Raw genomic sequence first — 24376 nt, 5'->3', positions numbered from 1 at the left:
GGGCAAAGGTTCCGGCGATTACCAGAGGATGCAGATGACTTCGCCGCCGACGCCGTGCTTGCGGGCTTCGCGGTCAGGCAGCAGGCCTTTGCTGGTCGACACGACCGCCACACCCAGGCCGCGCTGAATGCGGGGCAGGTTTTCGGCGCTGACGTAAGCGCGGCGACCGGGACGGCTGACGCGCTCGATGTGCTTGATGACCTGCTCGCGCTTCTCACCGTACTTGAGGGTGACGCGCAGCACGTCGAACTTCTGGCCTTCGGGACGGGTGCGCTCGACGCTCTGAACGTAGCCTTCGCGCACGAGCAGCTTGGCGAGTTCTTCCTTGAACTTGGAAGCCGGGATGTCCACGGTTTCCTTATGCGTGCGCGTCGCGTTGCGGATGCGCGTCAGCATATCTGCGATGGGATCACTCAACATGATGCCTCCAGGGGCATGTTGGCGGGGGCGTGTGTGGCCCCGCAATTGGCCCGGGTATCGGCCCGTACGGGCGACTTCGGGTCAGGCTTCCCTCTTGAAATTGGGCGAATGCTACCGGGGGCAGCTTCACGCTTCTTCTGTTGGGCTATATCCCAGTTCCGGACGATGACCAGACTTGTCGTTGGTTCGTATCCGGCAGGGGGCGGACAGGGAAAGGAGTGGTCTTACCAGCTCGCTTTCTTGACGCCGGGCAGTTCGCCACGGTGGGCCATTTCGCGCAGCACGATGCGGCTGACGCCGAAGAAGCGGATGTAACCACGGGGGCGGCCCGTGAACTCGCAGCGGTTGTGCAGCCGGGTGGGGCTGGCGTCGCGCGGGAGCTGGCTCAGGCCGTAGTAGTCGCCCGCAGCCTTCAGCTCGGCGCGCTTGGCGGCGTACTTGGCCACCGTCTTTTCGCGCTGCTTCTGCTTGGCAAGCTTGCTCTTGTTCGCCATGCTTTGTCTCCTTGGCAGGTCTCTTCTGCGCGGATGTCTCCGGCGCAGCGGCACACTCCACGTGGAATATGCACAAATAAGGATGATAACAGAGGTGGGCGGAGCCGTCTATACCGATAGCCGCAAGAAGTCAAGACAGCAGAGGGTTGGCGGCATGGGAGCACAAAAAAAGCCCCCAGCATTGCTGCTGGGAGTTTGTGGTGCCGAGGATGGGATTTGAACCCACACACCTCGCGGCGCTAGTCCCTGAAACTAGTGCGTCTACCAATTCCGCCACCTCGGCATATCGCTTTGGGCGCTTTCGCGCTTGGGCGCGTTTCAGGCTCAGTTAATGTACTCAGTCGCTCCGATTCTGTCAAGGGTCTCAGCGTGGAGTGCGGGAAATGGCCTACGCCTTGTGCTTTTGACCCCACTTGTCGCCTCGCCCGGCGGGTGCCTCCACGGCGTTTTCCGGGATGCCCTGGTGTCTGCCTGGCCTTACTTCTATGGCCTATGGCGATAGCGACAATGCGGCCTCTCGCCCTCTGATTTCCCTCTGAATCCACAGTGAGGTACTCGGCTTTCGGGTAAACTGGGCAGGTAAACAGGAATCATTCCTGAAATCACCCACCCAAGGAGTACGCATGAGCCAGCACCAACTCGAAATCCGCAACCTGCACGCCAAGGTCGAAGGCACCGACCAGGAAATCCTCAAGGGCATCAACCTCGTGGTGCCGCGTGGCGAACTGCACGCCATCATGGGGCCGAACGGCAACGGCAAGAGCACCCTCGCCAAAGTGATCGTGGGCGACCCCGAGTACACCGTCACCGAGGGCGAAGTGCTGGTGGACGGCGAGAACATTCTGGAAATGGAACCCGACGAACGCGCCCGCCTCGGTGTGTTTCTGGCTTTCCAGTACCCGGTCGAAATTCCTGGCGTGACCATCGCCAACTTCCTGCGCCTCGCCATGCAGGCCCGCAAAGGTGAGGGTGAAGAAGTCAGCTTCACCGAGTTCTACGGCAAGCTGAAGAAAGCCCTGGACGTGCTGGAATGGGACGAAAGCATCGTGGAACGCTACCTGAACGCGGGCTTCTCGGGCGGCGAGAAGAAGCGCAACGAGATTCTGCAGATGCTGATGCTGGAACCCAACTACATCATAATGGACGAAACCGACTCGGGCCTTGACGTGGACGCGCTGAAGATTGTCGCCAAGGGCGTGAACAGTATGCGCGGCGAGAACCTCGGTGGCCTCATCATCACCCACTACCAGCGCCTGCTGGACTACATCGTGCCCGACAAGGTGCACATCATCGTGAACGGTCGCGTCGTCGAATCGGGCGGCCCCGAACTGGCCAAGAAGCTCGACAGCGAAGGCTACGACTGGGTCAAGGAACTGGCGACGGCGTAAGCGCCAATGTCTAAGGGTCAGAAGATCTAAGAGTTTGGGACGTTCGCTGACCTTGATTCCCGATATAAGGAGGCAAGATGACCGCTTATTCCCTTAAATACTTCGAAGAAAATGCTGGTCGGATTGTTCGGGAAGCGTCTGAAAATGCCGAGTCCATTTACATCACTTTGGACAATGGCGAGGCCGTGATTCTGAAACCTGCGGGTAAAGACAAACCCTGGTCAGAAACAGACCCAGTGCTGAATCACCCCGCCAACCGTGAGCATATTCTCGCTTCTATCGCGGAATACCGCAGCGGTAAGACACTGACGCCTGACCTTGATGCGCTGGACGTCTCGCAGCCGTGAAACTTAGTTTCACCGAACGCGGCTGGGAGACTTCCTCTGGATTCGCGATAACGAGCCGAGGCTGGAACGCAAGCTGCGAAGGCTCTTGGAAGAGTGCAAACGCACCCCTTTTCAGGGCACTGGCAAGCCGAAACCCCTCAAGCACGACTACGCTGGATTCTGGGCCAGACGACTCAGTGACGAACACCGTTTGGTCTATAGCGTAGAGCCCGACGCTATCACCGTTATCGCCTGCCGCTCACACTACGAATAAAGGAGTCCTTGTGACCGTAAATCCCGAAGCAAGTCAAATCAACAAAGAGTACGAGTACGGCTGGAGCAACCCCGAACGCTACGCCATCAAAGCGCCCAAGGGTCTGAGCCGCGAGGTCGTGGAAATGATTTCCAAGGCCAAGGACGAGCCGCAGTGGATGCTGGATTTCCGTCTCAAGGCGCTGGACATTTTTTACGCCAAGCCCATGCCCGAGTGGGGCGCAGACCTGTCGGGCCTGAACCTCGACGAGATTTACTACTACATCAAGCCCGAAGGGTTCAACGCCCGCTCCTGGGACGACGTGCCTGAGGACGTGAAAAACACCTTCGAGCGCCTGGGTATTCCCGAAGCCGAGCGTGCGGCGCTGGCAGGCGTGGGCGCGCAGTACGAGTCGGAAATGGTGTACCACAACCTCAAGGAAGAGTGGGAAAAGCTGGGCGTAGTCTTCCTGTCCATCGAAGACGGCCTGAAGGAATACCCCGACCTCTTCCGCGAGCACTTCGCCACCATCGTGCCGCCCGAAGACAACAAGTTCGCGGCGATTAACTCGGCGGTGTGGTCAGGCGGTAGCTTTGTCTATATTCCCAAGGGCGTGAAGGTGGATATTCCGCTGCAAACATACTTCCGCATCAACGCCGAGAGCAGCGGCCAGTTCGAGCGCACCCTGATTATCGTGGACGAAGGCGCACAGGCCCACTACATCGAGGGCTGCACCGCGCCCGCGTACAGCAGCGACAGCTTCCACTCGGGCGTCATCGAAATCGTGGTGAAGGAAGGCGCACGCTTCCGCTATTCCACCATTCAGAACTGGAGCCACAACGTCTACAACCTCGTGACCCAGCGTGCCGCCGTGTACGGCAACGGCGTGATGGAGTGGGTGGACGGCAACCTGGGCAGCAAGGTGACCATGAAGTACCCCGCCTGCTACCTGCTGGAAGAAGGCGCACGCGGCGAAGTGCTGAGCATCGCTATGGCGGGGCGCGGGCAGCACCAGGATGCGGGCGCGAAGATTGTCCACTTTGCGGCGCACACCAGCGGCACCATCGTGTCCAAGAGCATTTCCAAGGATTCGGGCCGCAGCTCCTACCGTGGTCTGGTCAAGATTTATGAAGGCGCGAAGGGCAGCAAGACCAACGTGGAATGTGACGCCCTGCTACTGGACGAAGAAGCCCGCACCGACACCTACCCCTACATCGAGATCGAGGAAAAAGACGCCAGCGTGGGCCACGAAGCCACGGTGAGCAAAATCAACGACGAGCAGATTCTGTACCTGCAAAGCCGTGGCCTGAGCGAAGACGAAGCGGCGGGCCTGATCGTGCGCGGTTTTATCGAGCCGATTGCCAAGGAACTCCCGTTGGAGTACGCGGTGGAGTTGAACCGCCTGATCGAACTGGAAATGGAAGGGAGCGTCGGTTAAGCCATGACCAAATTCACCGAACAACTCAATTCCGCAGGCGGCCCCGAGTGGCTGACCGCCAAGCGCCAGCAGGGGCTAGAGCTGTTTACCTCACTGGAAGTGCCAACCGAGCAGGTGGAAGCCTGGAAATACACCCGCGTGGATGTGGATTTCGATGCGCTTCAGCCCCACCCCAAGCGCGAGGCGGTGACCGATACTGCCAAGTTGCCGACAAGCGTACAAAAGCGCCTGGGCAGCACCGACGTGGGCGCGTTCCTCGTGCTGGACGGCCCCGACGTGGTCTACCGCACCGAGCTGCCCGCCGAACTGCGCGAGAAGGGCGTGATTTTCACCGACCTGAAAACGGCGGTAGAGCAGCACGCCGACAAGGTGCAGCAGTACCTCTACTCGGTGGTGCCTGCCGAAGTGCCCGACGACACCACCATTGCGGCCCCCGGCACCACGCCCAGCAAGTCGCCCGACCCCTCAGAGGGCAAGTTTTCGGCGCTGGCAGCGGCCCTGTGGACGAACGGCGCGTTCGTGTACGTGCCACGCGGCGTGGAAGTGGAATTGCCCCTCGGCTCCTTCCGCGTGATGAGCGAGGCGGGGACGTACACGGCCACCCGCACGCTGGTCGTCTGCGAGGAAAACGCGCAGGTGACGTTTATTGACGAGCAGGACAGCGAAGAACTGCCCGGCACCTACGCCATCGGCGCGGTGGAACTGGTCGTCAAGTCGGGCGCACGCCTGCGCTACGTGTCTATCCAGAACTGGGGCAAGGGCGTGACCCACATCCAGCGCCAGCGCGGCGACGTGGAGCGCGACGGTACGCTGAACAGCCTCGTCGTGACGATGGGCGGCACGCTCAGCCGCACGGAGATGCAGAGCTACCTGCGCGGTCAGGGCGCGGATTCCGAGATGCTGGCGCTGTACTTTGCCTCGGAAGATCAGCACTTCGACCACTACACCCTGCAACACCACGCGGCGGCGCACGCGCACAGCGACCTGCTGTACAAGGGCGTGAACAGCGATGAAAGCGTGGGCGTGTTCAGCGGCATGATCAAGGTGGACCTGAACGCCCAGAAAACCGACGCCTACCAGAAGCACCGCACCCTGATGCTGAGCAGCGAAGCCCGCAATTTCAGCGTGCCCCAGCTGGAAATCAACGCCAACGACGTGCGTTGCAGCCACGGCTCGACCACTGGCCCCGTGGATCAGGAAGCGCTGTTTTTCCTGCGCTCACGCGGCATCAGCAAGGAGCTGGCCGAAAAGATGCTGGTCACGGCTTTCCTGGAAGACGTACTGAGCCGGGTGCCTCTCCAGAGTGTCGTGAAGTACATCGAGGGCATCATTGCCGAGAAGGTCGGGGCGGCCTGAGGCTGTCGGGAATTTCCGCTTTAGACCTTTAGACCGTATTCAGCCAGCTTTCCCACGTGGAGGCTGGCTTTCGCTATTGCTGCGCGGCTGGCGGCCACTCGTCCATGTTGCCGCCGTCGTAGCCACACACGCCCATGCGGGGGCTGTTGACCACGGGAAGCAGTGCGTCCTCGTCCGCTTCTTCGACGTGGGTGTCGCAGTACATCAGGGGTAGGCCCGTTTCTTCGTCGTATTCCCAACTGTTGAGCATGGTGGCGCTCTGGTCGCACTCGCTGCACTTCCATACGGGCGGCAGGTTACGAGCCAGCAGTGCGACTTTCTTTGTTCCACAGGCCATTTCCTGCGCCTGCACGGTCAATTCCAGGTCGGTGGAACTGCCCATGTCGTAGGTGTAGCCGAATTTCTGGCCCACGCTCAGCACTTCAGACAGCTTGGGCGTGGCCTTCTTGCCCCTTCTGAGCTTGGGCTTGACTTCCCAGAGGTCATCGGCCCAGTCGGGTTCGGGGCCAATCGTGAATTCGCTGAGGTGTCCGCAACATTCCAGCCAGATACCGCGCAAAAAGCGGTCTATATCGTCCAGTTTGGCATCGGCTACCGCTTCGATATCCAGCCAGAACGGGCCGCCACCCGAGACGCGCAACCTGAAGACCTCGCGGGGTTTGCCAGAGGTCGCCTGCCTCTTCTCACAACTGGCTTGATGCTTGGTCATGCTGGCCTTGGTGCCCACGTAACCGCAGGCGCGGCACATTCCTTTTTGCTGAGGAGCCATGGCCCAGTTTATGTCGAAAGGCCAATTCCCTTTACTCTAAATCTATGCCCAAAAAACAGACCAAACCCGCCGAAGTGCCGCCCGAATTGGCCGAAGCCATTCGACAGCTCTTCATGGGCCATCAGCCGCCCGCCATGACCAGCGAATACATCGCGGGGGAATTGGAAGCGTTGCCGCGCCGCGCCGAAAGCTGGCTGGTGGTCACGCATCAGGTCAACCTGGGTGAGTCGGAGGCGTTGCTCTCGCTGGTGGTGTGCCCCGACATCCCAGAGCCGCTGCTGTTTCAGCCGATGGAGAATGCCGAAGAACTGTTGCGGTTCGTGGTGGAAAGCATGGGCATGGGTCAGGGCGAGGGAGCAGGGCAATGGGAACCCTATGTCCCCGCGCAGTTTTTGGTCAACGACACTCAACTGGCGTTCACTTGGGGCAACCTGCTGCGCGAGGCGGGCATTGGGGTAGGCGTGGGCGTGCCCCCCGAACTGGACGCGCTGGTGGGCAAGGCTGCCGAGCAGTTTGCCCTGGCTATGGCGAATGGCGGCGCTGGACAGGCCGCACCCTTTTTGCAAAACCATACCCCCGAGCAGGCCAAAGATTTTCTGAGCGCCTTTGACGGCTTTATGAAGGCCAAACCCTGGAACTGGCTGGATGACCGCCCCCTTTTCGTGCAGTGGCAGGGTGAAAATGGAGAGGCACGCAGCCTGTACGCCGTGGTGATGGGGCACAACGGTCAGGAATTCGGGCTGTCGCTGTTCGAGCGCTGGACGGATTATCTGGAAGTGGCACTGGCGGGCCGCAGCAGCGAAATGATGGCGGCGGTGGTCGCGCAAGGCGGGCGCGAGGCAGTCAATCTGGCCCACTCTGGCGCTGAGCTTTCAGACGAGGACTGGGACTATTTGCAGCAGCACCGCCTGACCCGCAAAAAGCGTGAAAACTGGTCGGGCGGAGTCCAGCAGCGCATCGGTCTGGAAGGGTCTATTGCTCCGCGTTACCCGCTGCCTATGCTTACGGCCCTGCTGAAACTCCTGGCGGAAAACGCCCCGACGGCGCGGCGCGACTACCTCACCTCGTTCAAGCGCAAAACGCCAACCCTGCGCGTCAGCTACCCCGCCACCGCCCGCGACGAACTGACCCCCGCCGAGGCCGAAGCCTGGATTCGGGTGCGCGTCAAGGTGCGTGACCGCCGCGCAGAGTACCGCGAAAAGAAAGCCCTGACGCTGGAAATTGTGGCCCCAGGCGATGCGCTGCTAGGCAAGGTGTTCAGCGGGAAACAATTCCAGCGACTCTGGCAGACCAAGCTGGACGTGGCGAAGTGGACGCAATCTGACCGCACCAGCCTGAACTACGACCTCCCCGATTGGCTCTACCGCCTGGTGGATCTGGACGGCGAATCCACGCAACTCTTTTGCTACAGCCGCAATGAGATGGCCCCCACGCTGGCGCAGGTGCTGGCGCTCGCGCAGCGGGAAACCGTGTACGTCATAGACATGATGAACCGCTTTGGCGACGACTACCAGCACGTTCCGCTGGACATCGCTCAGGTGGACGGCCCCATGCAGGACGCAGCAGTCGAAGAAAAAGGCGTGGCGATGCGCTGGCTGGACTAAACCTTATACGGAACTGAACTCTTCTTCAGAGATGTCGGAAAAGCGCCGCCATCTCTTCCGCGCCGCTCAGCTCCGTATCTTCTTTTACTCACTCCGTTCGGAAAAATGGTTTGGTTATCCAAACCATTTTTCAAAGTGGTATCATACGGGACTGAACTATTCTTCGGAGATGTCGGAAAAGCACCGCCATCTCCTTCGCGCCGTTCAGTCCCGTATCTTCTTCTACTCACTCCGTTCGGAAAAATAGTTTGGATGCCCAAACTATTTTTCGAAGCCGTATCAGTGCCCTCCAAAGCGCCTGGGCCACAGCAGCGCCGCCAGGCTGACCAGTGCCCAGACGCCTTCAAGGAGGATGAAGCCCCAGTTGACCTCCAGCACGGCGACGAAAGCCAGCAGGCCGCTGCCCAGAAAGTTGAGCAGGCTGTAGGGACGGCTGCCGACCTTCATCCGGCCTGTTTGCCCCAGGATGTAGGCCGTCAGAATCTGCAGGGCGCCGAGAATGGAAATCAGTTGAACGACGTGTTCGTTGAGCATCCCGTCAGCTCACCACGCCCGTCTCTAAGCATGGTGAGCATCTGGCGCTGACTGCTGCCAAAGCCGGGTCAGCGCACTTTCACTTCCTGGTCGAACCAGGTCAGCACCCGCTCGTTGCCGAAGGGCCAGACGCCTACCTGGGCAGCCTGAGACGCTTCCTGCACGAATTCGGGGAAAGGTCCCTGCTTTTTCGGCGTGGCGTTCCAGGTGGGGGCGTCGGCAGGCAGGTCAGCCAGTTCGCGGGCGAGTTGCAGGCCCCGGTGCAGGTCGCCGAGTTCGTCCACCAGCCCCAGCTCCAGCGCGTCGTGGCCCGACCAGATGCGCCCGCGCCCCAGCTCGTTCACGCGCTCTTTGCTCAGGTCGCGGCCCTCGGCCACACGGGTCACGAAACGGTCATAGACCTCGGAGATGCCTTTTTCGATGTGCGCCCGCTCCTCGTCGGTGTAGGGGCGGCTGGGGCTATACATCAGTGCCCGGTCACGGCCCACCCGCTCGGGCCGGAAGCCCTGGCGCTGGTTGAATTCTTGCGTCACGGGCTTGCCGCTCACCACGCCGATGCTGCCCGTCAGCGTGTAGGGACTCGCCACGATCTTGTCGGCGTGGGTCGCCAGGTAGTAGCCGCCGCTCGCCGCGTACTCGCCCATCACGACGACCACGGGCTTTTCGCTGGTGGCGATTTCGCGCCAGATCAGGTCGGAGGCCAGCGCCGAGCCGCCGCCACTGTTGACATACACCACGATGGCTTTGGTCGCCTTGTCCTCCTTGGCGTGTCGCAGGGCCGCGACCACCGTATCCGACCCCGCCATCGGCCCACCGAGTAGGGGGAGGGGAAGGGGGTTGTTCTTGCTCTTGCCCGTCACGATGCTGCCGACCACCGACACCACCGCCACTTTGCCCGCTTTGGGGTCGCTGGGCTTTTTGGGCATCAACAGGTCAATGACCGCCGCCAGCGGGCGGGTGCCGGGGCCAACGAGTTCGTCCTCGTAGGCCACGCGGTCAATCAGGCCCGCATCCAGCGCACCCTGGGCGGAGGTCAGGTCGGCGTCCAGCCACGCCAGCGCCTCGGCTTCGCTCACGCCGCGCCCCGCTGCGAGGTCGGCGGCCCAGGCCGCTTCCAGGCCGCTTAGGTAGGCGCTGAGCTGCTCGCGGTTGGCGTCGTCCATGTGGTCTTGCGAAAAGCGGGTCAGCGCGGCCTTGTATTCCTTGATGCGCAGGTTCTCGAACTCAATGCCGTGCTTTTTGAGGAATGCGCCCAGGTAAGTCGGTTCGGTGGCAAAGCCGCCCAGCAGCACGTCCGCCGATTCCGGCGCGGCGATTTCCTTCGCGCCACTCGCGGCAATCAGGGTGGTCATCGTGAGCTGCGGCACGTAAGCTACCGTGCGCTTTTTCTCGCTCAGGCGGCGCAGAATCTCGCGGATGGCGTGGGCAGTTGCCGGGGCCGCCGCAAATTCGCTGATTCGCACCAGGACGCCGTGCAGCCAGTCGGCCTCTGCCAGTTTTTCCGCCTTGGCACTCAGCGCTTCGATGCTCTCGGCCTTGTTCAGCAGCGCGGCGAGGGGCTGGGTAGGTTGGCGCTCCGGGTAGGTTCCGGTCACGTCCAGCACCACCCAGGTCGGGCGGGTCACGCCTGCGGGCAGGTCGAGCAGGTCACCGAGAAAAGGAATGTTCATCCTCAGAGGGTACGCGCCAGCCGCATGAAAAGTTCCCGCCGGGCAAAAAGGCCACCGCCCGGCTTTTGCGCTGGGCGGCAGACAGAACGCGTTTGGAACCTAGATTTACAGGCCCTTGAGGTGCGCCTGGATGTTGGCGATGTCCTGGTCGCTGACCTGGGTCGCCACGAAGCGGGGCATGACCGGGCTGAGGGTCTTGCCAGGAGCGCGGCCTTCACGCAGGGCGGTGGTGAAATCTTCCAGGCTCCAGTCTTTGGCGTCAGCCAGGGCCGGGCCGACGCCACCTTCAGCGTTCGCTCCGTGGCAGCCCGCGCAGCTCGCCGCGTACTTCTCGGCTCCGGCGGCGGCGTCTCCGTCCGCGCTAGCGGCGTTGGTGTCGGCCTGGGCCGCCGCCATGTTCTCGGGGGTGTTGCCCGTCGTGCCGGGTTCGTTGTCATTGGTGTCGCTCGTGCTGCCCGCGTTGTTCACGCCGTCAGTGGCGGTGCTGGTATCGGTGTTGGCGGTGGGGGTGGCTTCGGTGCCGGTCGCATCTTCGGCCGCCGGACTCTCGGTGGTGGTCGCGTCGTGGGTGGTGGCTGCACCTTCTTCACCACCTTTTGCACCGTGAGCGGCGCTTGCTTCGTGGTGCGGCGTGGTGGCGATGCGGTAGCCCGCGATAGACCCGCCGATGGTCAGCGCCAGCAGCAGCGTCATGGTGACGGCGAAGGTGTTCTTCATGACCCGCAGGCTACCATACGGTCAGGGGGCGTTTGACCGCTCCTGGCGGCCGCAAACCCAGGTTTGTGGGAAAGGCGGCAAACCCCTACAGTTCGCCCGGATTTCACGGGTTAGAATGGCGTTCATGTGGGTGTCCACCAAAGCTCAATACGGCCTGCGGGCGTTGGTCGAAATAGGTCGCCGCGGCGGTGAAGCTGTTCCCCTCAAGGATGTGGCCGAGCGCCAGGGCCTGAGCCAGCACTACCTCGAGCAGATTGCCAGCAACCTGCGCCGCGCCGGATTCGTCAAGAGCGTTCGCGGCGCACACGGGGGCTACCGTCTGGCCCGCCCTCCCCAGGCCATCAACGCCTACGACGTGGTCACGGCGCTGGAGGGCAGCATCGCCCCGGTGTCCTGCGTGGAGGACGACCACATTTGCCAGAGCCATACCGTGTGCGGCACGCAGAACCTGTGGTTCCGGGTGGACGCTGCGCTGCGGGACGTGCTCGGCGGCACCACCCTGGCCGACCTGATTGCCGAGAGCGAGCAGGCCGACCATGCCCGGCTGGTGCAACTCGAACCCCAGTACACGCCGACCGCCTGATTAAGTACCTCGAAGTTCATCTTTGGATGAACCGAGCGGAGCGAGTACCGAAAAAGTACGTCGAACCGGGAGTGGAGTGTTTTCGGTGTTGTTCCGAAAATGCGGAATGTTAGGTTCGACGTACTTAGAGACAACCAGAGAGCCACGCCCACAGCGGCGGCCCTAGCACGCTCAGCCCGACCAGCAGCGCACCGAAACTCGCCAGCAGTACGGCGGCGGCGGCGCTGTCTTTGGCGACTTTGGCGAGTGGGTGAACTTCAGGGCTGACCAAATCCACCAGTGCCTCGGCAGCAGTGTTGACCAGTTCCAGCGCCAGCACCAGCGCACAACTCAGGGCGATGGGCGCCAGCGGAACACGCAGCAACAGTGCCAGGGAGAGGGCGACCACTGCCGCCCAGGTTTCGATGCGGAAGTTGGGTTGGCTGCGGTAGGTGTGCGCCACGCCCGCCCAGGCAAATCCGGCAGAGCGCCACCAGCGTTTCAGGGAAAGGGCCGACCCACCCGAATTCAAGCTCAGCTCCTGGCAGGCAGGCCACCCTGAGCAGCGGCCCAGGCGTCGTGAAACACCTGCCACTCTGCGCCCGTCGCGCCCTCTTCAAAGCCCAGCCCTTCGGCGTGGGGGTGGTCGTGCCCGACCAGATGGGTCAGGCCGTGACTCGCCAGCAGCGCCACCTCGCGGGTCAGGCTGTGGCCCCGCGCCTGCGCCTGCCGCGCCGCCGTGTCCAGGCTGATGATGATGTCGCCCAGATGCGGCGGCATGAAGGGGTCGCCCGGTTCCCAGGTCGGAAAGCTCAGCACGTCAGTGGCGGCGTCCTCGCCCCAGTGTTCGAGTTTGAGGGCGCGGATTTCACGGTCACCGACCAGCACCACCGTGACCTCGCGTTCAGCGACGTTGAAATGCTGCATTGCCGCGGTCAGGCTCGCCCGCAGCGCCGGACGCAACCCGGCGGGGGGGCGCTTGCGGGCGATAAGGTCGATCATATGGATTCCGATTGAATCCCAGAGTAGGGGGGGTGAAATCCGATTGGAAGGAGGGGGAATGGCATACGGGTTTCGCGGCATGGAGTCGTAGGCGGCGCTTTCCCGTCCACAGCGGAATGGAGCGAAATCCGTATCATGCGCCGAAGTCTAGCAGGACGTGTTCGGCGCTGAAGCCCGGCCCCATCGCACTCAACAGGCCGCGTCCCTGGGGCTTACGGCTCAGGACGTCTTGCAGCACGAACAGCACTGTGGCGCTGCTCATGTTGCCGAAGCGCCGCAGCACGTCGCGGCTGGCGTCCAGTGCTCCCGTCGGCAGGCCCAGCGATTCCTCGTAGGCCGCCACCACCTTGACTCCGCCGGGATGAACCACGAACTGCCGCAAGTCGTCCCGCGTCCAGCCCGCCCTTGCCAGGGCTTGGGCCACGTTGTCCTGCATCATGCCGCGCACCAGCGTGGGAATGTCGCGGGAAAAGCGCACTTTCAGGCCGTCGTCCACCACGTCCCAGCCCATGATGTCCTCGCTGTCCTCAATCAGCGTGGAAAAGTGGCCGTGCAGCGACAGCAGTGGAGCGGGGCCGGGCACGTCGGGCGCGGTGACGACCAGCGCCGCGCCCCCGTCGGCAAAGAGGGCCGTGCCGACAAAATTGCTCTTGGACTCGTCACCTTTCACGAAGGTCAGGCTGCACAGTTCGGCGGCGACATACAGTACCCGTTTGTATCCGGCCCGCACCAGGTCGGCGGCCCGCGCCAGCCCACTCGCGCCGCCCGCGCAGCCCAGCCCCCACAGCGGCAGCCGGACGGCCTGGCGATTGAGGCCCAGGGTTTCGATGAGATAGGCGTCCAGGCTGGGCGTGCTGATGCCCGACGTGTTGACCAGCACCACCGCGTCCACTTCGGCAGGAGCAATCTGGGCCTGGGCCAGAGCTTCGCGGGCCAGCCGCAGAGTCAGGGCACGGGCTTCCTCGATAAAGACGGCGTTTTTCTCGGCAAACCCGTGCGGCTCCAGGTACCAGTCCAGCGGGCGCGAGAGGACGCGGCGCTCAATCTGGGCGTTGCCGAAAACCTCCAGCATGCCCCGGCGCTCGCTCATGCGCGGGAAAAGGGTACGGGCCGCCGCCTGCACCTCGCTTTGCAGGGCCGAGTAGGGCGGCGTTCCTGTCACCAGGGCGCGAAGGACTGGGGTGGGTGCAGTGGACATGGGCGGCATTCTGCGCCTGTGGACTGCGGGCCGGTTGTGAGTTCCCGCGCAATGCCATGCGGCGAGGCTAAAGGTCTGGGAACTCTGAAGGTGGCGCCGGATTCAGTGGCGACAGGTTCAGTGGCCCTGTTCCTTGATGTAGCCGCCCTGCGCGAATTCCAGCAGCATCGCTTCGAGGTCGTGCAGGGCCGCGTCGGTCTTCACGGCGTACTCGGCGGGCGTCTGCTTTTCGCCCAGGGCGCGGATAAATTGCGCGGCGGCCTCGCCGTACTTGCTGCGGAACTCGTGGTAGACGCCCGTAATCGGGTTGTTGGCGTCGCGTCCGCGCAGGGTCAGGACATACAGTTGATGCGCCCAGCCCGCAAAGGAGCGCGGCAAGATGAGCGTCTGCGGACGCAGCGGCGCGGGAAAAGCGCCTTCGTAGGGCAGTCCGGCGGGCATGGTCGCCACCACTTCGCCCCGCGAGTAGAACAGCGCACCTTCCGGGTCGGCGTACAAGCCGGTAAAGTCCTCGGTCAGGTCGAATTTCCAGGCCCGTGACCCCACCCCGCTCAGCACATGGGCGTAGGCGGGCGGCAGGGGATAGGTCGCCATCGTCGCGCCCTGTTCGTAGAGGGACAGCAGTTCGCCCAGGGCTTGCTCGCCCGTCGCGTTGACCGCCGCCGCCGCCACCACCCGGCCCTCGTAGACCAGCGCGTAGGTGCTGAGGTCGCCCATCGCCACATGCAGGTAGCCGTACCAACCCAGGTCGTGCAGATACTTCAAAAAGGCGTGCAGGTCGCAGAAGCGGGCATTCAGGCCCATCTGCTGCGGGGCGCTCAGGGGCAGGAAGCGGGCCAGGAAGGGCGACACGCCCGGAAACATCGGTTCCAGATGAGGCACGACCACATGCGGGCCCGCAGGCATGGCGCTGAGCGGTGGCTGCGGGTCGGGCGGGTTGGAGGCAACCGGGGCCGCTTCGGCGGCAGGTTGCGGTGCCAGAGCAGCCTGTTCCTGCTGCCAGAGGCGCTCCAGTAGCTCGACAGGCAGGTCGGGCAGCAGGTCGGAGGCCAAGGCTTCTTGCAGGGTCAGCGGCGCTTGGCGGGGGAGCGACGCAGGCGCGGCTTCGTCACCCGCGTCGGCTCCTACAATCTGGCGCACGCTGGGCAACTTGGGGGCCGCAGGAGGGGCGGTCTGTGGCTGCGGCGCAGCGGCCTGGGGCGTCTTGGTGTGGCCCGAGGGTTCCTGGAGCCAGTCGCTCAGGGCGTGGTTGAGCCAGCCGCTCTGGGGAGCCGGGGCCGGAGTGTCCGAGGGCTCCTCGGCAGGTGCAGGGGCCGCAGCGGGAGGAGTCGCCGGAGCCGGGGCCACGGGTTCGGGACGGCGCAATTCCGCCGGGGTAGGTGGACGGCGCACGGCCCGCACATGGGCCGCCGTCTGGGCCGGACGCTCTGGTCGGGTGTCCAGTCCGCTGAGGGCTTCGAGTGAGGACTCGCCCCCACTGCCTGCCGGACGCCGCACCGGGCGCACCTGCACGCCAGGGTCGGCCGGGGCCTGTGGCGCAGCGGCCGGGTTGCGAATGGCCCGCACGCTGGGAATGGCCGAAGCTGCTTCGTCGAGCGCGGCGGGAGAGGGGCGATTAAAACCGGATTCGGAAGGCCACACGTTGCGGCGTTTGGAGTCTGTCATGGTCGGTCTCCTGCATCGTTCTTTTGCGGGGTCGGCGGGAAGGAGCGCAGTCCTTCCAGATAGCGTCGCCCGTTTCGCACGTAGTTGGCGGCGTTGGGGGCCGCGTCTACCGGGCGAACCACCTTGGCCGGTACGCCCACCGCCAGCATGCCGTCGGGCACTTCCTTGCCTTCAGGGAGCAGTGCTCCGGCCCCCAGCACCGCGCCCCGGCCCAGGCGGGAGCCGTTGAGCATGATGGCTCCCATCCCCACCAGGCTGCCCGCCTCGCAGGTGGCCCCGTGCACGGTGGCGCGGTGTCCGATGGTCACGTCTTCGGCCAGGGTGCAGGGAAAGCCGGGGTCGGCGTGCAGCACGGCACCGTCTTGCACGTTGCTGCGTGCACCCACATGCAGCGGGGCCGTATCGCCGCGCAGGACTGCACCGAACCACACGCTCGCTTCCTCGTCCACCCTGACCTGCCCGATCACGTCGGCACTGGGCGCCACGAAGGCAGTCGGGTGAATCTCGGGTGTCAGGTCCTCCAGGGTATACAGCGGCAACTCGGGCCTCCAGGCGGGGTGTGGGGCGGGTCGCCGCGTGGAATGGCGCCGAAAAACGCCCACCACACCGAAGTGGTCTTGGGGGTCAAGGTAGCATAGTGGGGCCGCGCTGCGCCGCGTTTTCCGGCCTCCCGACGTGCCGGGCAGCCGGGCACGGGTCTGCCTCACCGGGAGGAGCTGGCCTGACCTTGAGCTTTGGAAGCAGAAGCCTGAAACCAGGGGCAGGCGTGATAGACTTGTCCTCCGAACTCGCCGGGATACGGCGCAGTCGAGCCGCCCAGCACCGGGAGCCAGAACATAAGGGCTTTTTGTGGGGCGCGGCGGAGGTGATGACAATAGCGAAAGATCATAAGGTCAACGAGCAGATTCGTGTCCGGCAGGTCCGCCTGATTGGCGCGGAAGGCGAACAGATTGGGATTATCGATACCCGCGAGGCGATGAACATGGCCCGCGAGAAGGGGCTGGACTTGGTCATGGTCAGCCCGCAGGCCGTGCCGCCCGTCTGCCGCCTCCTCGATTATGGCCGCTTCCGCTACGAGCAGCAGCAAAACGAGAAGGAAAACCGCAAGCGTGCCCGCTCGCAGGAAGTCAAAGCGATTAAGTTCCGCGTCAAGATTGACGACCACGACTTCAAGACCAAGACGGGCCACGTGCGCCGCTTCCTCGAAGAAGGGCATAAGGTCAAGGTCACCATCATGTTCCGTGGCCGTGAACGCACCCACCCCGAACTGGGCGAGCGCATTCTGGTGCGCGTGGCCGAGACCCTCTCGGACATCGGTGCTCCCGAAGGCAACCCCAGCATGATGGGCATGGACATGAACATGATCATGGCCCCCAAGGCTCCGGCGGCCCCCAAGAAGGACAAAGCCGAGCGCCCCGAGGACACCGAAGCCGCGCCCGCCCCAGCCGTGGCGGAATCTGCCGAAGCTGCTCCCCCCGTCGCCTGAAGTCTTTTCGGCCTCGCCCGGTCTGCCCTGAAAGCAGGCCGGGTTTTTATCTGCGTTCGCTCTGGTCGGCCTCAACTTTGGCTGGCCCGGAGGCTCTAGCCTGCACCCCATGACCACACTTCCCAAGCTCCTGATCCTGGCGGGCGTTCTCGCCATCGTGCTGGGCCTGCTGTGGGCCTACCAGCCGGGGCTGTTGCGAACCCTGTTCGGCTGGTTCGGGCGGCTGCCGGGCGACATCCGGTATCAAAACGGCAACACGTTCGTCTTCGTGCCCTGGGTCAGCATGTTGCTGGTCAGCGTCGTGCTCAGCCTGCTGGCGCGGCTTTTTCGCTGACCCGCCTTTCCTCAAGCCCCGCTCAAGCTGCCCAACCTTGCCGCGCATACTTTATTTTGTAAACTAGACGTATGGTCAAGATGTATACGACAACCTGGTGCCCCGACTGCCACGCCGCCAAGCGTGCGCTGACGCAAAAGGGCATCGCCTTCGAGGAAATCAACATCGAGCAGGACGCGCAGGCCGCTGAATTCGTGATGAGTGTCAACGGCGGGCGGCGCAGTGTGCCCACGCTGGTCAGTGGCGAGGTGGCCCACAGCCTCAGCGGATTCCGGCCCCAGAAGCTCGACGCTTTTCTGGCGGAAGCCGGACTGTAAACCCTGGGCGTAAGGGGGCGGCTCTGTCACGGGGTCGCCCCCTTGCTGCTGCCCTGACCGGAATGCGCCAGAGTGTGGGCATGTCCCGAATCTGGCTCGCTGCCTCGGCCCTGCTGCTCTCAGGCTGCACCGCTTCCGTTCCGGTGCCTAGCAACCCTTACCGCGCAGCGCGTCCGCTCAATATCGCCCACCAGGGCGGCGAACAGCTCTGGCCCAGCAACACCATGACCGCTTACCGGGGAGCGGTGAATCTGGGGGCCGATGTTCTGGAAATGGACATGCACGCCACCCGCGACGGGGTGCTGGTGCTCTCCCACGATGAAACGCTTGACCGCCTGACCAACATGAGGGGCCGCATTCAGGACATGACGCTGGCCGAAGTGCTGAAGGCCGACGCCGGATACACCCTCACCCCGGCGGGCGGCAAGGGCTTCCCGTTTCGCGGTCAGGGGGTGCAGGTGGCCCAACTGCGTGAGGTGCTGACTGAATTTCCGAATACGCCCATGATTATCGAACTCAAGCAGGCGTCGCCCAGCATTGCCGCTCCGTTCTGCCAGACTTTGCGGGAAACCGGGGCCACCCGGCGCGTCATTGCGGCGAGTTTCAGTGACGTGGCGCTCAACGAATTTCGCCGCCTGTGCCCCGAAGTCGTGACTTCCATGACCGCCCAGGAACTGCTGCCGCTGGTGCTGCTGAGCAAGGTGGGCCTGTCGGGGCTGGCCGCCGCGCCGGGTCAGGTCGCGCAGGTTCCGGTGCGTCAAAGCGGCATCGAAGTCGTAACGCCTGCCTTCGTGCGGGCCATGCACGCCAGAGGCGTCGCCGTGCAGGTCTGGACGATCAACGACGAGGCCGAGATGCGCCGCCTGCGCGACATGGGCGTGGACGGCATCATCACCGACCGCCCCGACCTGCTGAAGAAGGTGCTGGCCGAGCAGCCCTGACTCAGCCTTCCCCAAACCACGCCGCCACCGCTGCCGGGTCGCTGGGGGTGAGGTAGTAGCGTTTGCCGCCGTGCTCCAGCAGCAGCGCCTGCGCGGGCCGGGCCGTGCTCGCCGCCGCCTGTACGTTGCCCGACTTGGTGGCGAAGGTGCCGGTGTGGTAGCCGGGCATCCCGGTTCCGAAGAGGCGCACGCCCAGCGGGTCGGTGGTCAGGCTGGCCTGCGTGCTGCCGCGTGGAAACTCGGTGCGGCTGGCGCGGGTTCGGACGGTCAGGGTGTCGCCTACGATGGTGTAGCTCAGGCGAGGCTTCTGGAAAAAAAGGGCCGTGACCACGCCCAGAGCAGGCAACAAGAACAGCAGCGGCCAAAGCTGCCGCGTCAAGGGGACAGGCGCAGGGCGAAAGGTCGCCGTTTGCCCGCCTCGCCAAGCGGTAAGCAGCGCCTCGGGGTCGGACGGCGTCAGGAAGGTCGGCGGACGTGTGCCGAACAGCAGGCCCGTCCGCGAATCGTTGCCGTACACCGCCACCTCGTCACGCTCCGAGTCGAAACGCCCCGCGCTGTAGCCTGCGCCCGACGTTCCCATCTTCTTGCTGAGATGCAGGGTGACGGCTTCCACAGGGGTTTGCGCCGGAATGACCGTGCTGGAAGCGATGGAACGCGCCACGATTTGCCCGCCTGAAACTTCGTACCTCGGCACCTGGAGCACGCTGGGGGCGAACACGGCCAGCAAGGGCCAGAGCGTCAGCAGCACGAGAGCGACGCGCAGCCAGGGCCACCATTTCGGGGTCGGCTCCTGCACCGGGGCAAGGGCTTGGGGAGAGGGGAGGGTCATCTCCCCACTACGGGCCTTGAAGCGCAAAAGTTGCCTCTTCGCTGCGTTAGCCTGAACCCATGACCCAGCACGCCGCTGCCCAGTACGGTAGTCCCGACAAGTTGCAGGCCCGCGTCGAAACCCACCGCCGCTATTCCCAGGGGCCGGAACTGGAAGCGGCGGTAGACAGTGTGCTGGGCCTGACGGGAAACGAAGCCCTGCTTGACCTCGGCTGCGGCCCAGGCGTGTTTCTGGCTCGGCTTCAGCAGGCAGGTCACCGGGGGCGACTGGTGGGCCTCGACCTTTCCGAAGGGATGTTGACCCAGGCCCGTATGCAGGCGCCGGGCGTGGAGTTCGTGCAGGGGGACGCCGAGGCTCTCCCCTTTGATGAGGCCTCTTTCGATGTCGTCACGGCGCGGCACATGCTCTATCACGTTCCCGACATAGATGTGGCCCTGCGAGAAGCGTGGCGGGTGCTGCGTCCCGGCGGCCTTTTTCTGGCGGTGACGAATGCCAGCGACTATATGCAGGAATGGTACGTGCCGTTCAATGCGGCGCTGAGTGGCATTCGCGGACAGCACCCCGACGCGCAGAGGTTTACGGAAAAAGGCGGGCCAGAGCGGGTGGAGCAAGTGTTTGGGGAAGTCGAAGTCAACACGCTGGACTCGGCCCTGGTTTTTCCGCAGCCGGAAGACGCGCTGCCCTATTTCCGCAGCCTGTTTGACGAGGAGGTGCCACCCGGCGCGGAGCAACGCTTTCTCGACGAGGTCGCCGGGCGCCTGGGGCCGCAAGGCTGGCGCGTTCCCAAACGCGTGCTTTTGCTGAGTGCAAAACGGGAGTGACTTTCGCTGGCACAGGCTGTTTTGACCCTGACCCTGGCCCCGCGCTATCCTTAAACCCATGAAGCCCGCCGCCCGTCACTCCAGTCTGGTGAGGTGCGCGGCGGGTTGCCGAAGTTATGTCATGCACGGTCTGACCACGCGAACTCTGAGCGCCTGAGAACCCCCACGCGGTTTTCGGGCGCTCCCTTTGGCACGCGGTCAGACTGGGTCAATTCTGTTTCAACGAGGTTTTTCTATGCACGTAACCCTTCCCGACGGTAAACAACTCGAACTGCCCCAAGGCGCGACGGCCCTGGACGCCGCCAAAGCCATCGGCCCCCGCCTGGCCCAAGACGCGCTGGGCGCAACCGCCAACGGTGAACTGACCGACCTGATGACGCCCCTGCCCGACGGCGCGAGCATCACGCTGATCACCAAGAAAAATCCCGCCGACGCCGCGCCGCTGTTTCGTCACTCGCTGGGCCACGCGCTCAGCATGGCGGTGGGCGAGTACTACGTCGCCAAGGGCTACCCCAAAGAAGCCGTCAAGCGCGGCGTGGGGCCGTACATCGAAAACGGCTTTTATCAGGACTTCGACCTGCCCGAGCCGCTCAAGGAAGAAGATCTGCGCCAGATAGAAGTCATCATGAAAGACATCGTCGGGCGCGGGCTGGACATCGTTCGTCAGGACGTGGGCAAGCAAGGGGCGCTGGAATACTTCGCCTACGACCCCTACAAGGTCGAACTGATTACCGAACTGCCCGACGACGAGCCGATTACCTTCTACACCCAGGGCGATTACACCGACCTGTGCCGGGGGCCGCACTACCCCAACACGGGCAAGCTGCCGCAAGCGTTCAAGCTGATGAGCACCAGCGGCGCGTACTGGCGCGGCAACGAGAAAAACCCCATTTTGCAGCGCGTATATGGCGTGGCCTTCGCCACCCAGAAAGAGCTGGACGAGTACCTGCACAAGCTCGAAGAAGCCAAGCGGCGCGACCACCGCAAGCTGGGCAAAGAACTTGAACTGTTCACCATTGACCCGCTGGTGGGCCGGGGCCTCCCGCTGTGGCTGCCCAACGGCGCGATTTTGCGCGAGGAACTGACCAACTTCATGAAGGAGCAGCAGTTCCGCCTGGGCTACTCGCCCGTGGTCACGCCCAACATCGGCAACCTGGACCTGTACCGCACCAGCGGGCACTACCAGAACTACTCGGACTCGCAGTTCAAGCCGATTGAGGTGGACGACGAAGAGTACATGCTCAAGCCGATGAACTGCCCCCACCACATGCGGATTTACGCCAGCAAGCCGCGCAGCTACCGCGACTTGCCTGTGCGCCTCGCCGAATTCGGCACGGTTTACCGCTACGAGATGTCGGGCGAACTCAACGGCCTGACCCGCGTGCGTGGCTTTACCCAGGACGACGCCCACATTTTCTGCCGTCCCGACCAGATCAAGTCCGAGTTCCTGAGCGTGCTCGACCTGACGGTGCTGGTGCTCAAGACCTTCGGCATGACCGACGTGCGCTTCCGCGTGGGCGTGCGCGAACCGGGCAACGACAAGTATGTGGGTGAGGACGCCTACTGGGACATGGCCGAGGGACAGATTATCGAGGCCGTGACCGAAGTGGGCCTGCCTTACACCATCGAACCCGGCGACGCCGCCTTCTACGGCCCCAAGCTGGATTTCGTGGTCAAGGACGTGCTGGGCCGCGAGTGGCAACTCGGCACCATTCAGGTGGACCCCAACTTGCCCGAGCGCTTCGACCTGACGTATGTGGGCGAGGATGGGCAAGACCACCGCCCCATCGTGATTCACCGCGCTCCGTTCGGTAGCCTGGAGCGGTTCACGGGCATCCTGATTGAGCACTACGCGGGCGATTTCCCGCTGTGGCTGGCCCCACGCCAGATCATGCTGATTCCGATTGCCGACCGCCACAACGAGTACGCCGAGCAGCTCCGCGCCGAGTTGCACGCCGCTGGCCTGCGCGCCGAAGTGGACGACTCCAGCAACCGGATGCAGGCCAAAGTCCGCGACGCCGAACTGCACAAAATCCCCGTGATGCTGATCGTGGGCGACAAGGAAGCCGAGGCCCGCGAAGTCAGCGTCCGCGAACGCACGCAGGGAGGCACCAAGGAACGCAAGGGTGTTAAGTTTGACGACCTGCTGGCGGAATTGCTGGAGCGCAAGAAGAACCGTTCGTAAACCGGGCAAAGAAAGAGGCCGCCTCCGAGAGTGTTGGGGGCGGCTTTCTCGTTGGGTGGTATTACTGGACAGGCGTCAGCTTGAGCGGCTTGAGTTGGATGGGGTCGGCAGTGTTGGTGCTGAGGGGTACGAGGATGGCGGAGTTTACGAAATCGGGAGCACTGCGCCACTTCGTCAGGTCGTCGGTCAGCAGGATGGGCTGAATGGAATCCCGCTTGAGGCCGTTACGCATAAGCTCGGTCGGAAGTACCACCGTTTGGTCAGGCCCGACCCACCTGAAGGCGGTAAAAGCCGACGGGTAGGCCGTGGATTTGGATGCCCGCACCAGCAGCATGACTGGGGTGTTCGCGGGCGCGGCGACCCGGTAAGTGACTGGTTTGCCAGAACTGAGTGCGGTGAGTGACCAAGTAGACCCGAGTAGCTTTTCAACTTGTTGCCCGTAAAGCCATCCTTGTGAAAGGTCGTACCATGCTTTGAGGCTGATTTTGCTCTCTGGCGGAAGCGTCTGGGGCAGGTAAGGCAGGGTTTTGCCCCGAAACAGCACGGAGTCGGGGGTCACTTCCAGAGGCCAGCCCGCACTGGCGAGGCAACCCGTCAGCGTTTCCGGCGAGACGTAGAGATGGGACGGACGCACTTCAGGCAAAAGACGGTTCATGCCCGGGTCGGCGTAGACAGGCTGCTGGCAGGACATATCCAGTTTAACCGTGGGCAGCCCAGCGGCTTCGAGCTTGGCCCAGGGACCGAAAAACTTCAGACTGACGCCGCTTTCGCGCAGGCGTCGGGCCGCTTCTGGAAGCGAAACCATGCCTTCGGCGCGGAGTTCGGCTTCGGTACTGCTGTGTCTGCGACCATCATTAGAATCGTTTCTCCAAGCCAGCCACGCGTCTACCGCTGGAAAGCCCACCAGCACCCCCGCCAGCGCCGTGAGCACCGCCGCGCTCAGCAATGGGTGGACATGCTCGGTGCGCCGTAACCCCCGCGCAATCTCACTGGGGGCGCCGAGTTCCTGCATGGCCTGCGCCTGCGCCGAGGGCAGCGGCTTGCCCAGCAAAATCAACTGGTTGGTGCGCTCGTGCAGGTGCGAACGCAACTCGGCCTGGGCTTCGGCCCGTTTGCGGCGGCTCAGGCCCCGTGTGGCGCTGCGGATGAATGTTTCGACGTTCATGCCAGTCTCCAGAAGTTCAGAAAGGGGGCCAGGGCGCGGGCATGGGCGCGTTGGACTTCACGCTGGCGGGCCAGTTCGGTTTTTCCGCCTTCGGTCAGTTCGTAGTATTTGCGCGGGGGGCCGCCGGCCTCACTGGGGCGCATCTCGGCACTGATCAGGCCGCGCCCCTCCAAGCGGTGCAGGGCGGGATAGAGGGTGCCTTCCTTGAAGCTGAAGTGCCCGCTCGTCTTCTCCTGCACGTCCTGAATAATCCTCAGGCCGTACAGCGGGCCGTCTTCCAGGCTGGCGAGCAGCAAAAAATCCAGCGTGCCGCGTAACAGGTTGCCGTCAGAGCTTCTTCCTTGCATGACTACATAGTGGCACAAGGTAAGGGGTCGTGACAAGTTGTCCGCTGGAGTGGCAGCGGTGCAGTCGGGCCATGCCTAGGCGCTCAGGCCCTTGCTGCCGTGCAGGGTACGCTCGACGGTTTCGGTGATTTCCTGGGTAAAGCGGCGCAAATGCTCGCGCAGGCGGGCCAGTTCGCTGTCATTCAGGTCGGGCAGCCACAGTACGCTGCGCCCCAGTACCGCGAAGGTGAGTGGAGCGTCGTCGGGGATGTGCCCATCCTCGTCCTCGACTTCGACCGGGTCGAGGTTGAGTGCGCCGTAGTCGAGACCCTGGTTCATCAGGTTGATGCCCATCAGAATGTCGGGCAGCGAATCTTCCTCCACATACAGGTCGAGGTCGAGATGGAGCCGAACCAGCACGCCGCCCGCCGGGTCAGCCTCGGCAAAGAGGGCCACCCGCGTGTCTCCCTCGCGCACCAGCGCCCCGTCTTCAATGGCTTCGGTGGTCAGGCCGCCGCCTTGCAACGCCGTGATGATGCGCCGCAGTTCGTTCTGAGAAGCCGTCATGGGGCCGAG

The 24376-nt window shown here is 63.7% G+C and carries 28 protein-coding genes and 1 tRNA gene; 13 read left to right on the top strand and 16 right to left on the bottom strand.

What is annotated here, in order from left to right; translation table 11 throughout:
• Positions 1–18 precede the first annotated feature (18 nt).
• From rpsH to Q4C89_RS00240, 3 genes are all read right to left on the bottom strand, one after another.
• Positions 19–420, bottom strand: coding sequence for a 30S ribosomal protein S8 (gene rpsH, locus Q4C89_RS00250; protein ID WP_303100601.1), 402 nt, complete (start codon positions 418–420; stop codon positions 19–21).
• Positions 421–644: 224 nt separating this feature from the next.
• Positions 645–914: a 30S ribosomal protein S14 gene (gene rpsN / locus Q4C89_RS00245; protein WP_303100600.1), complete on the bottom strand. Its 270-nt coding sequence runs from the start codon at positions 912–914 to the stop codon at positions 645–647.
• 198 nt (positions 915–1112) lie between these two features.
• Positions 1113–1197: transfer RNA gene (locus tag Q4C89_RS00240), tRNA-Leu, on the bottom strand.
• Positions 1198–1537: 340 nt separating this feature from the next.
• On the opposite strand from Q4C89_RS00240, the gene sufC reads away from it, so the two are divergent.
• The 5 genes from sufC (at position 1538) to sufD (ending at position 5675) form a co-directional block, all read left to right on the top strand.
• Positions 1538–2302, top strand: coding sequence for a Fe-S cluster assembly ATPase SufC (sufC, locus tag Q4C89_RS00235; RefSeq protein ID WP_303100599.1), 765 nt, complete (start codon positions 1538–1540; stop codon positions 2300–2302).
• A 77-nt stretch (positions 2303–2379) separates the two neighbouring features.
• Positions 2380–2649: a type II toxin-antitoxin system Phd/YefM family antitoxin gene (locus Q4C89_RS00230; protein WP_303100598.1), complete on the top strand. Its 270-nt coding sequence runs from the start codon at positions 2380–2382 to the stop codon at positions 2647–2649.
• A gap of 22 nt (positions 2650–2671) precedes the next feature.
• Positions 2672–2902, top strand: coding sequence for a Txe/YoeB family addiction module toxin (locus Q4C89_RS15095; protein ID WP_368493189.1), 231 nt, complete (start codon positions 2672–2674; stop codon positions 2900–2902).
• Positions 2903–2912: 10 nt separating this feature from the next.
• A complete protein-coding gene (gene sufB / locus Q4C89_RS00225) occupies positions 2913–4319 on the top strand; it encodes a Fe-S cluster assembly protein SufB (protein WP_303100597.1) in 1407 nt (468 codons plus the stop codon).
• A gap of 3 nt (positions 4320–4322) precedes the next feature.
• Positions 4323–5675, top strand: a complete 1353-nt coding sequence (sufD, locus tag Q4C89_RS00220; protein WP_303100596.1) for a Fe-S cluster assembly protein SufD — start codon at positions 4323–4325, stop codon at positions 5673–5675.
• Positions 5676–5748: 73 nt separating this feature from the next.
• Here sufD and Q4C89_RS00215 read toward each other — a convergent pair whose 3' ends face one another.
• Positions 5749–6444 (bottom strand): hypothetical protein, encoded by a 696-nt coding sequence (locus Q4C89_RS00215; RefSeq protein ID WP_303100595.1) that lies wholly within the window; start codon positions 6442–6444, stop codon positions 5749–5751.
• 44 nt (positions 6445–6488) lie between these two features.
• On the opposite strand from Q4C89_RS00215, the gene Q4C89_RS00210 reads away from it, so the two are divergent.
• Positions 6489–8048 (top strand): hypothetical protein, encoded by a 1560-nt coding sequence (locus tag Q4C89_RS00210; protein WP_303100594.1) that lies wholly within the window; start codon positions 6489–6491, stop codon positions 8046–8048.
• A gap of 279 nt (positions 8049–8327) precedes the next feature.
• Here the strand turns inward: Q4C89_RS00210 and Q4C89_RS00205 are convergent, their stop codons facing one another.
• The 3 genes from Q4C89_RS00205 to Q4C89_RS00195 all read right to left on the bottom strand — a co-directional run bounded on the left by Q4C89_RS00205 (position 8328) and on the right by Q4C89_RS00195 (position 10969).
• Complete coding sequence (locus Q4C89_RS00205) at positions 8328–8582, bottom strand: hypothetical protein (RefSeq protein ID WP_303100593.1); 255 nt, start codon at positions 8580–8582, stop codon at positions 8328–8330.
• A 68-nt stretch (positions 8583–8650) separates the two neighbouring features.
• Positions 8651–10252 carry a signal peptide peptidase SppA gene (sppA, locus tag Q4C89_RS00200; protein ID WP_303100592.1) on the bottom strand — a complete coding sequence of 534 codons (1602 nt, stop codon included), beginning with the start codon at positions 10250–10252 and terminating at the stop codon, positions 8651–8653.
• A 105-nt stretch (positions 10253–10357) separates the two neighbouring features.
• Positions 10358–10969: a c-type cytochrome gene (locus Q4C89_RS00195; protein ID WP_303100591.1), complete on the bottom strand. Its 612-nt coding sequence runs from the start codon at positions 10967–10969 to the stop codon at positions 10358–10360.
• Positions 10970–11093: 124 nt separating this feature from the next.
• On the opposite strand from Q4C89_RS00195, the gene Q4C89_RS00190 reads away from it, so the two are divergent.
• A complete protein-coding gene (locus Q4C89_RS00190) occupies positions 11094–11552 on the top strand; it encodes an Rrf2 family transcriptional regulator (RefSeq protein WP_303100590.1) in 459 nt (152 codons plus the stop codon).
• A gap of 124 nt (positions 11553–11676) precedes the next feature.
• On the opposite strand, the gene Q4C89_RS00185 is transcribed toward Q4C89_RS00190, so the two are convergent.
• The 5 genes from Q4C89_RS00185 to Q4C89_RS00165 all read right to left on the bottom strand — a co-directional run bounded on the left by Q4C89_RS00185 (position 11677) and on the right by Q4C89_RS00165 (position 15935).
• Positions 11677–12063 carry a diacylglycerol kinase gene (locus Q4C89_RS00185; protein ID WP_303100589.1) on the bottom strand — a complete coding sequence of 129 codons (387 nt, stop codon included), beginning with the start codon at positions 12061–12063 and terminating at the stop codon, positions 11677–11679.
• Positions 12064–12065: 2 nt separating this feature from the next.
• Positions 12066–12533 carry an rRNA maturation RNase YbeY gene (gene ybeY, locus Q4C89_RS00180; RefSeq protein WP_303100588.1) on the bottom strand — a complete coding sequence of 156 codons (468 nt, stop codon included), beginning with the start codon at positions 12531–12533 and terminating at the stop codon, positions 12066–12068.
• A 133-nt stretch (positions 12534–12666) separates the two neighbouring features.
• Positions 12667–13740 carry a type III polyketide synthase gene (locus tag Q4C89_RS00175; RefSeq protein WP_303100587.1) on the bottom strand — a complete coding sequence of 358 codons (1074 nt, stop codon included), beginning with the start codon at positions 13738–13740 and terminating at the stop codon, positions 12667–12669.
• A gap of 108 nt (positions 13741–13848) precedes the next feature.
• Positions 13849–15396: a hypothetical protein gene (locus tag Q4C89_RS00170; protein ID WP_303100586.1), complete on the bottom strand. Its 1548-nt coding sequence runs from the start codon at positions 15394–15396 to the stop codon at positions 13849–13851.
• Positions 15393–15935, bottom strand: a complete 543-nt coding sequence (locus Q4C89_RS00165; RefSeq protein ID WP_303100585.1) for a gamma carbonic anhydrase family protein — start codon at positions 15933–15935, stop codon at positions 15393–15395. The genes Q4C89_RS00170 and Q4C89_RS00165 overlap by 4 nt, the downstream gene beginning before the upstream one ends.
• 326 nt (positions 15936–16261) lie before the next feature.
• Here Q4C89_RS00165 and infC point away from each other — a divergent pair, with 326 nt between their 5' ends.
• The 4 genes from infC to Q4C89_RS00145 all read left to right on the top strand — a co-directional run bounded on the left by infC (position 16262) and on the right by Q4C89_RS00145 (position 18474).
• Positions 16262–16882: a translation initiation factor IF-3 gene (infC, locus tag Q4C89_RS00160; RefSeq protein WP_303100663.1), complete on the top strand. Its 621-nt coding sequence runs from the start codon at positions 16262–16264 to the stop codon at positions 16880–16882.
• 109 nt (positions 16883–16991) lie between these two features.
• On the top strand, positions 16992–17216 hold the full coding sequence (locus Q4C89_RS00155; protein ID WP_303100584.1) for a DUF2905 domain-containing protein: 225 nt from the start codon (positions 16992–16994) through the stop codon (positions 17214–17216).
• 71 nt (positions 17217–17287) lie between these two features.
• On the top strand, positions 17288–17533 hold the full coding sequence (locus tag Q4C89_RS00150; protein ID WP_303100583.1) for a glutaredoxin family protein: 246 nt from the start codon (positions 17288–17290) through the stop codon (positions 17531–17533).
• Between the two features lie 80 nt (positions 17534–17613).
• Positions 17614–18474: a glycerophosphodiester phosphodiesterase gene (locus tag Q4C89_RS00145; RefSeq protein WP_303100582.1), complete on the top strand. Its 861-nt coding sequence runs from the start codon at positions 17614–17616 to the stop codon at positions 18472–18474.
• A gap of 1 nt (position 18475) precedes the next feature.
• Here the strand turns inward: Q4C89_RS00145 and Q4C89_RS00140 are convergent, their stop codons facing one another.
• The gene (locus tag Q4C89_RS00140) at positions 18476–19303 is read right to left on the bottom strand and encodes a PH domain-containing protein (protein ID WP_303100581.1); all 828 of its coding nucleotides are present in this window, start codon (positions 19301–19303) and stop codon (positions 18476–18478) included.
• 59 nt (positions 19304–19362) lie between these two features.
• On the opposite strand from Q4C89_RS00140, the gene Q4C89_RS00135 reads away from it, so the two are divergent.
• Positions 19363–20124 (top strand): class I SAM-dependent methyltransferase, encoded by a 762-nt coding sequence (locus Q4C89_RS00135; RefSeq protein WP_303100580.1) that lies wholly within the window; start codon positions 19363–19365, stop codon positions 20122–20124.
• Between the two features lie 235 nt (positions 20125–20359).
• The gene (thrS, locus tag Q4C89_RS00130) at positions 20360–22309 is read left to right on the top strand and encodes a threonine--tRNA ligase (RefSeq protein ID WP_303100579.1); all 1950 of its coding nucleotides are present in this window, start codon (positions 20360–20362) and stop codon (positions 22307–22309) included.
• 61 nt (positions 22310–22370) lie between these two features.
• Here the strand turns inward: thrS and Q4C89_RS00125 are convergent, their stop codons facing one another.
• From Q4C89_RS00125 to Q4C89_RS00115, 3 genes are all read right to left on the bottom strand, one after another.
• A complete protein-coding gene (locus tag Q4C89_RS00125) occupies positions 22371–23474 on the bottom strand; it encodes a permease prefix domain 1-containing protein (RefSeq protein ID WP_303100578.1) in 1104 nt (367 codons plus the stop codon).
• Positions 23471–23821 carry a PadR family transcriptional regulator gene (locus tag Q4C89_RS00120; protein ID WP_303100577.1) on the bottom strand — a complete coding sequence of 117 codons (351 nt, stop codon included), beginning with the start codon at positions 23819–23821 and terminating at the stop codon, positions 23471–23473. The genes Q4C89_RS00125 and Q4C89_RS00120 overlap by 4 nt, the downstream gene beginning before the upstream one ends.
• 75 nt (positions 23822–23896) lie before the next feature.
• Positions 23897–24367 carry a hypothetical protein gene (locus Q4C89_RS00115; RefSeq protein WP_303100576.1) on the bottom strand — a complete coding sequence of 157 codons (471 nt, stop codon included), beginning with the start codon at positions 24365–24367 and terminating at the stop codon, positions 23897–23899.
• Positions 24368–24376 lie beyond the last annotated feature (9 nt).

It is taken from the genome of Deinococcus sp. (genome assembly GCF_030523985.1).
Lineage (GTDB): Bacteria > Deinococcota > Deinococci > Deinococcales > Deinococcaceae > Deinococcus.
This window is presented reverse-complemented; position numbering and strand designations above follow the sequence as displayed.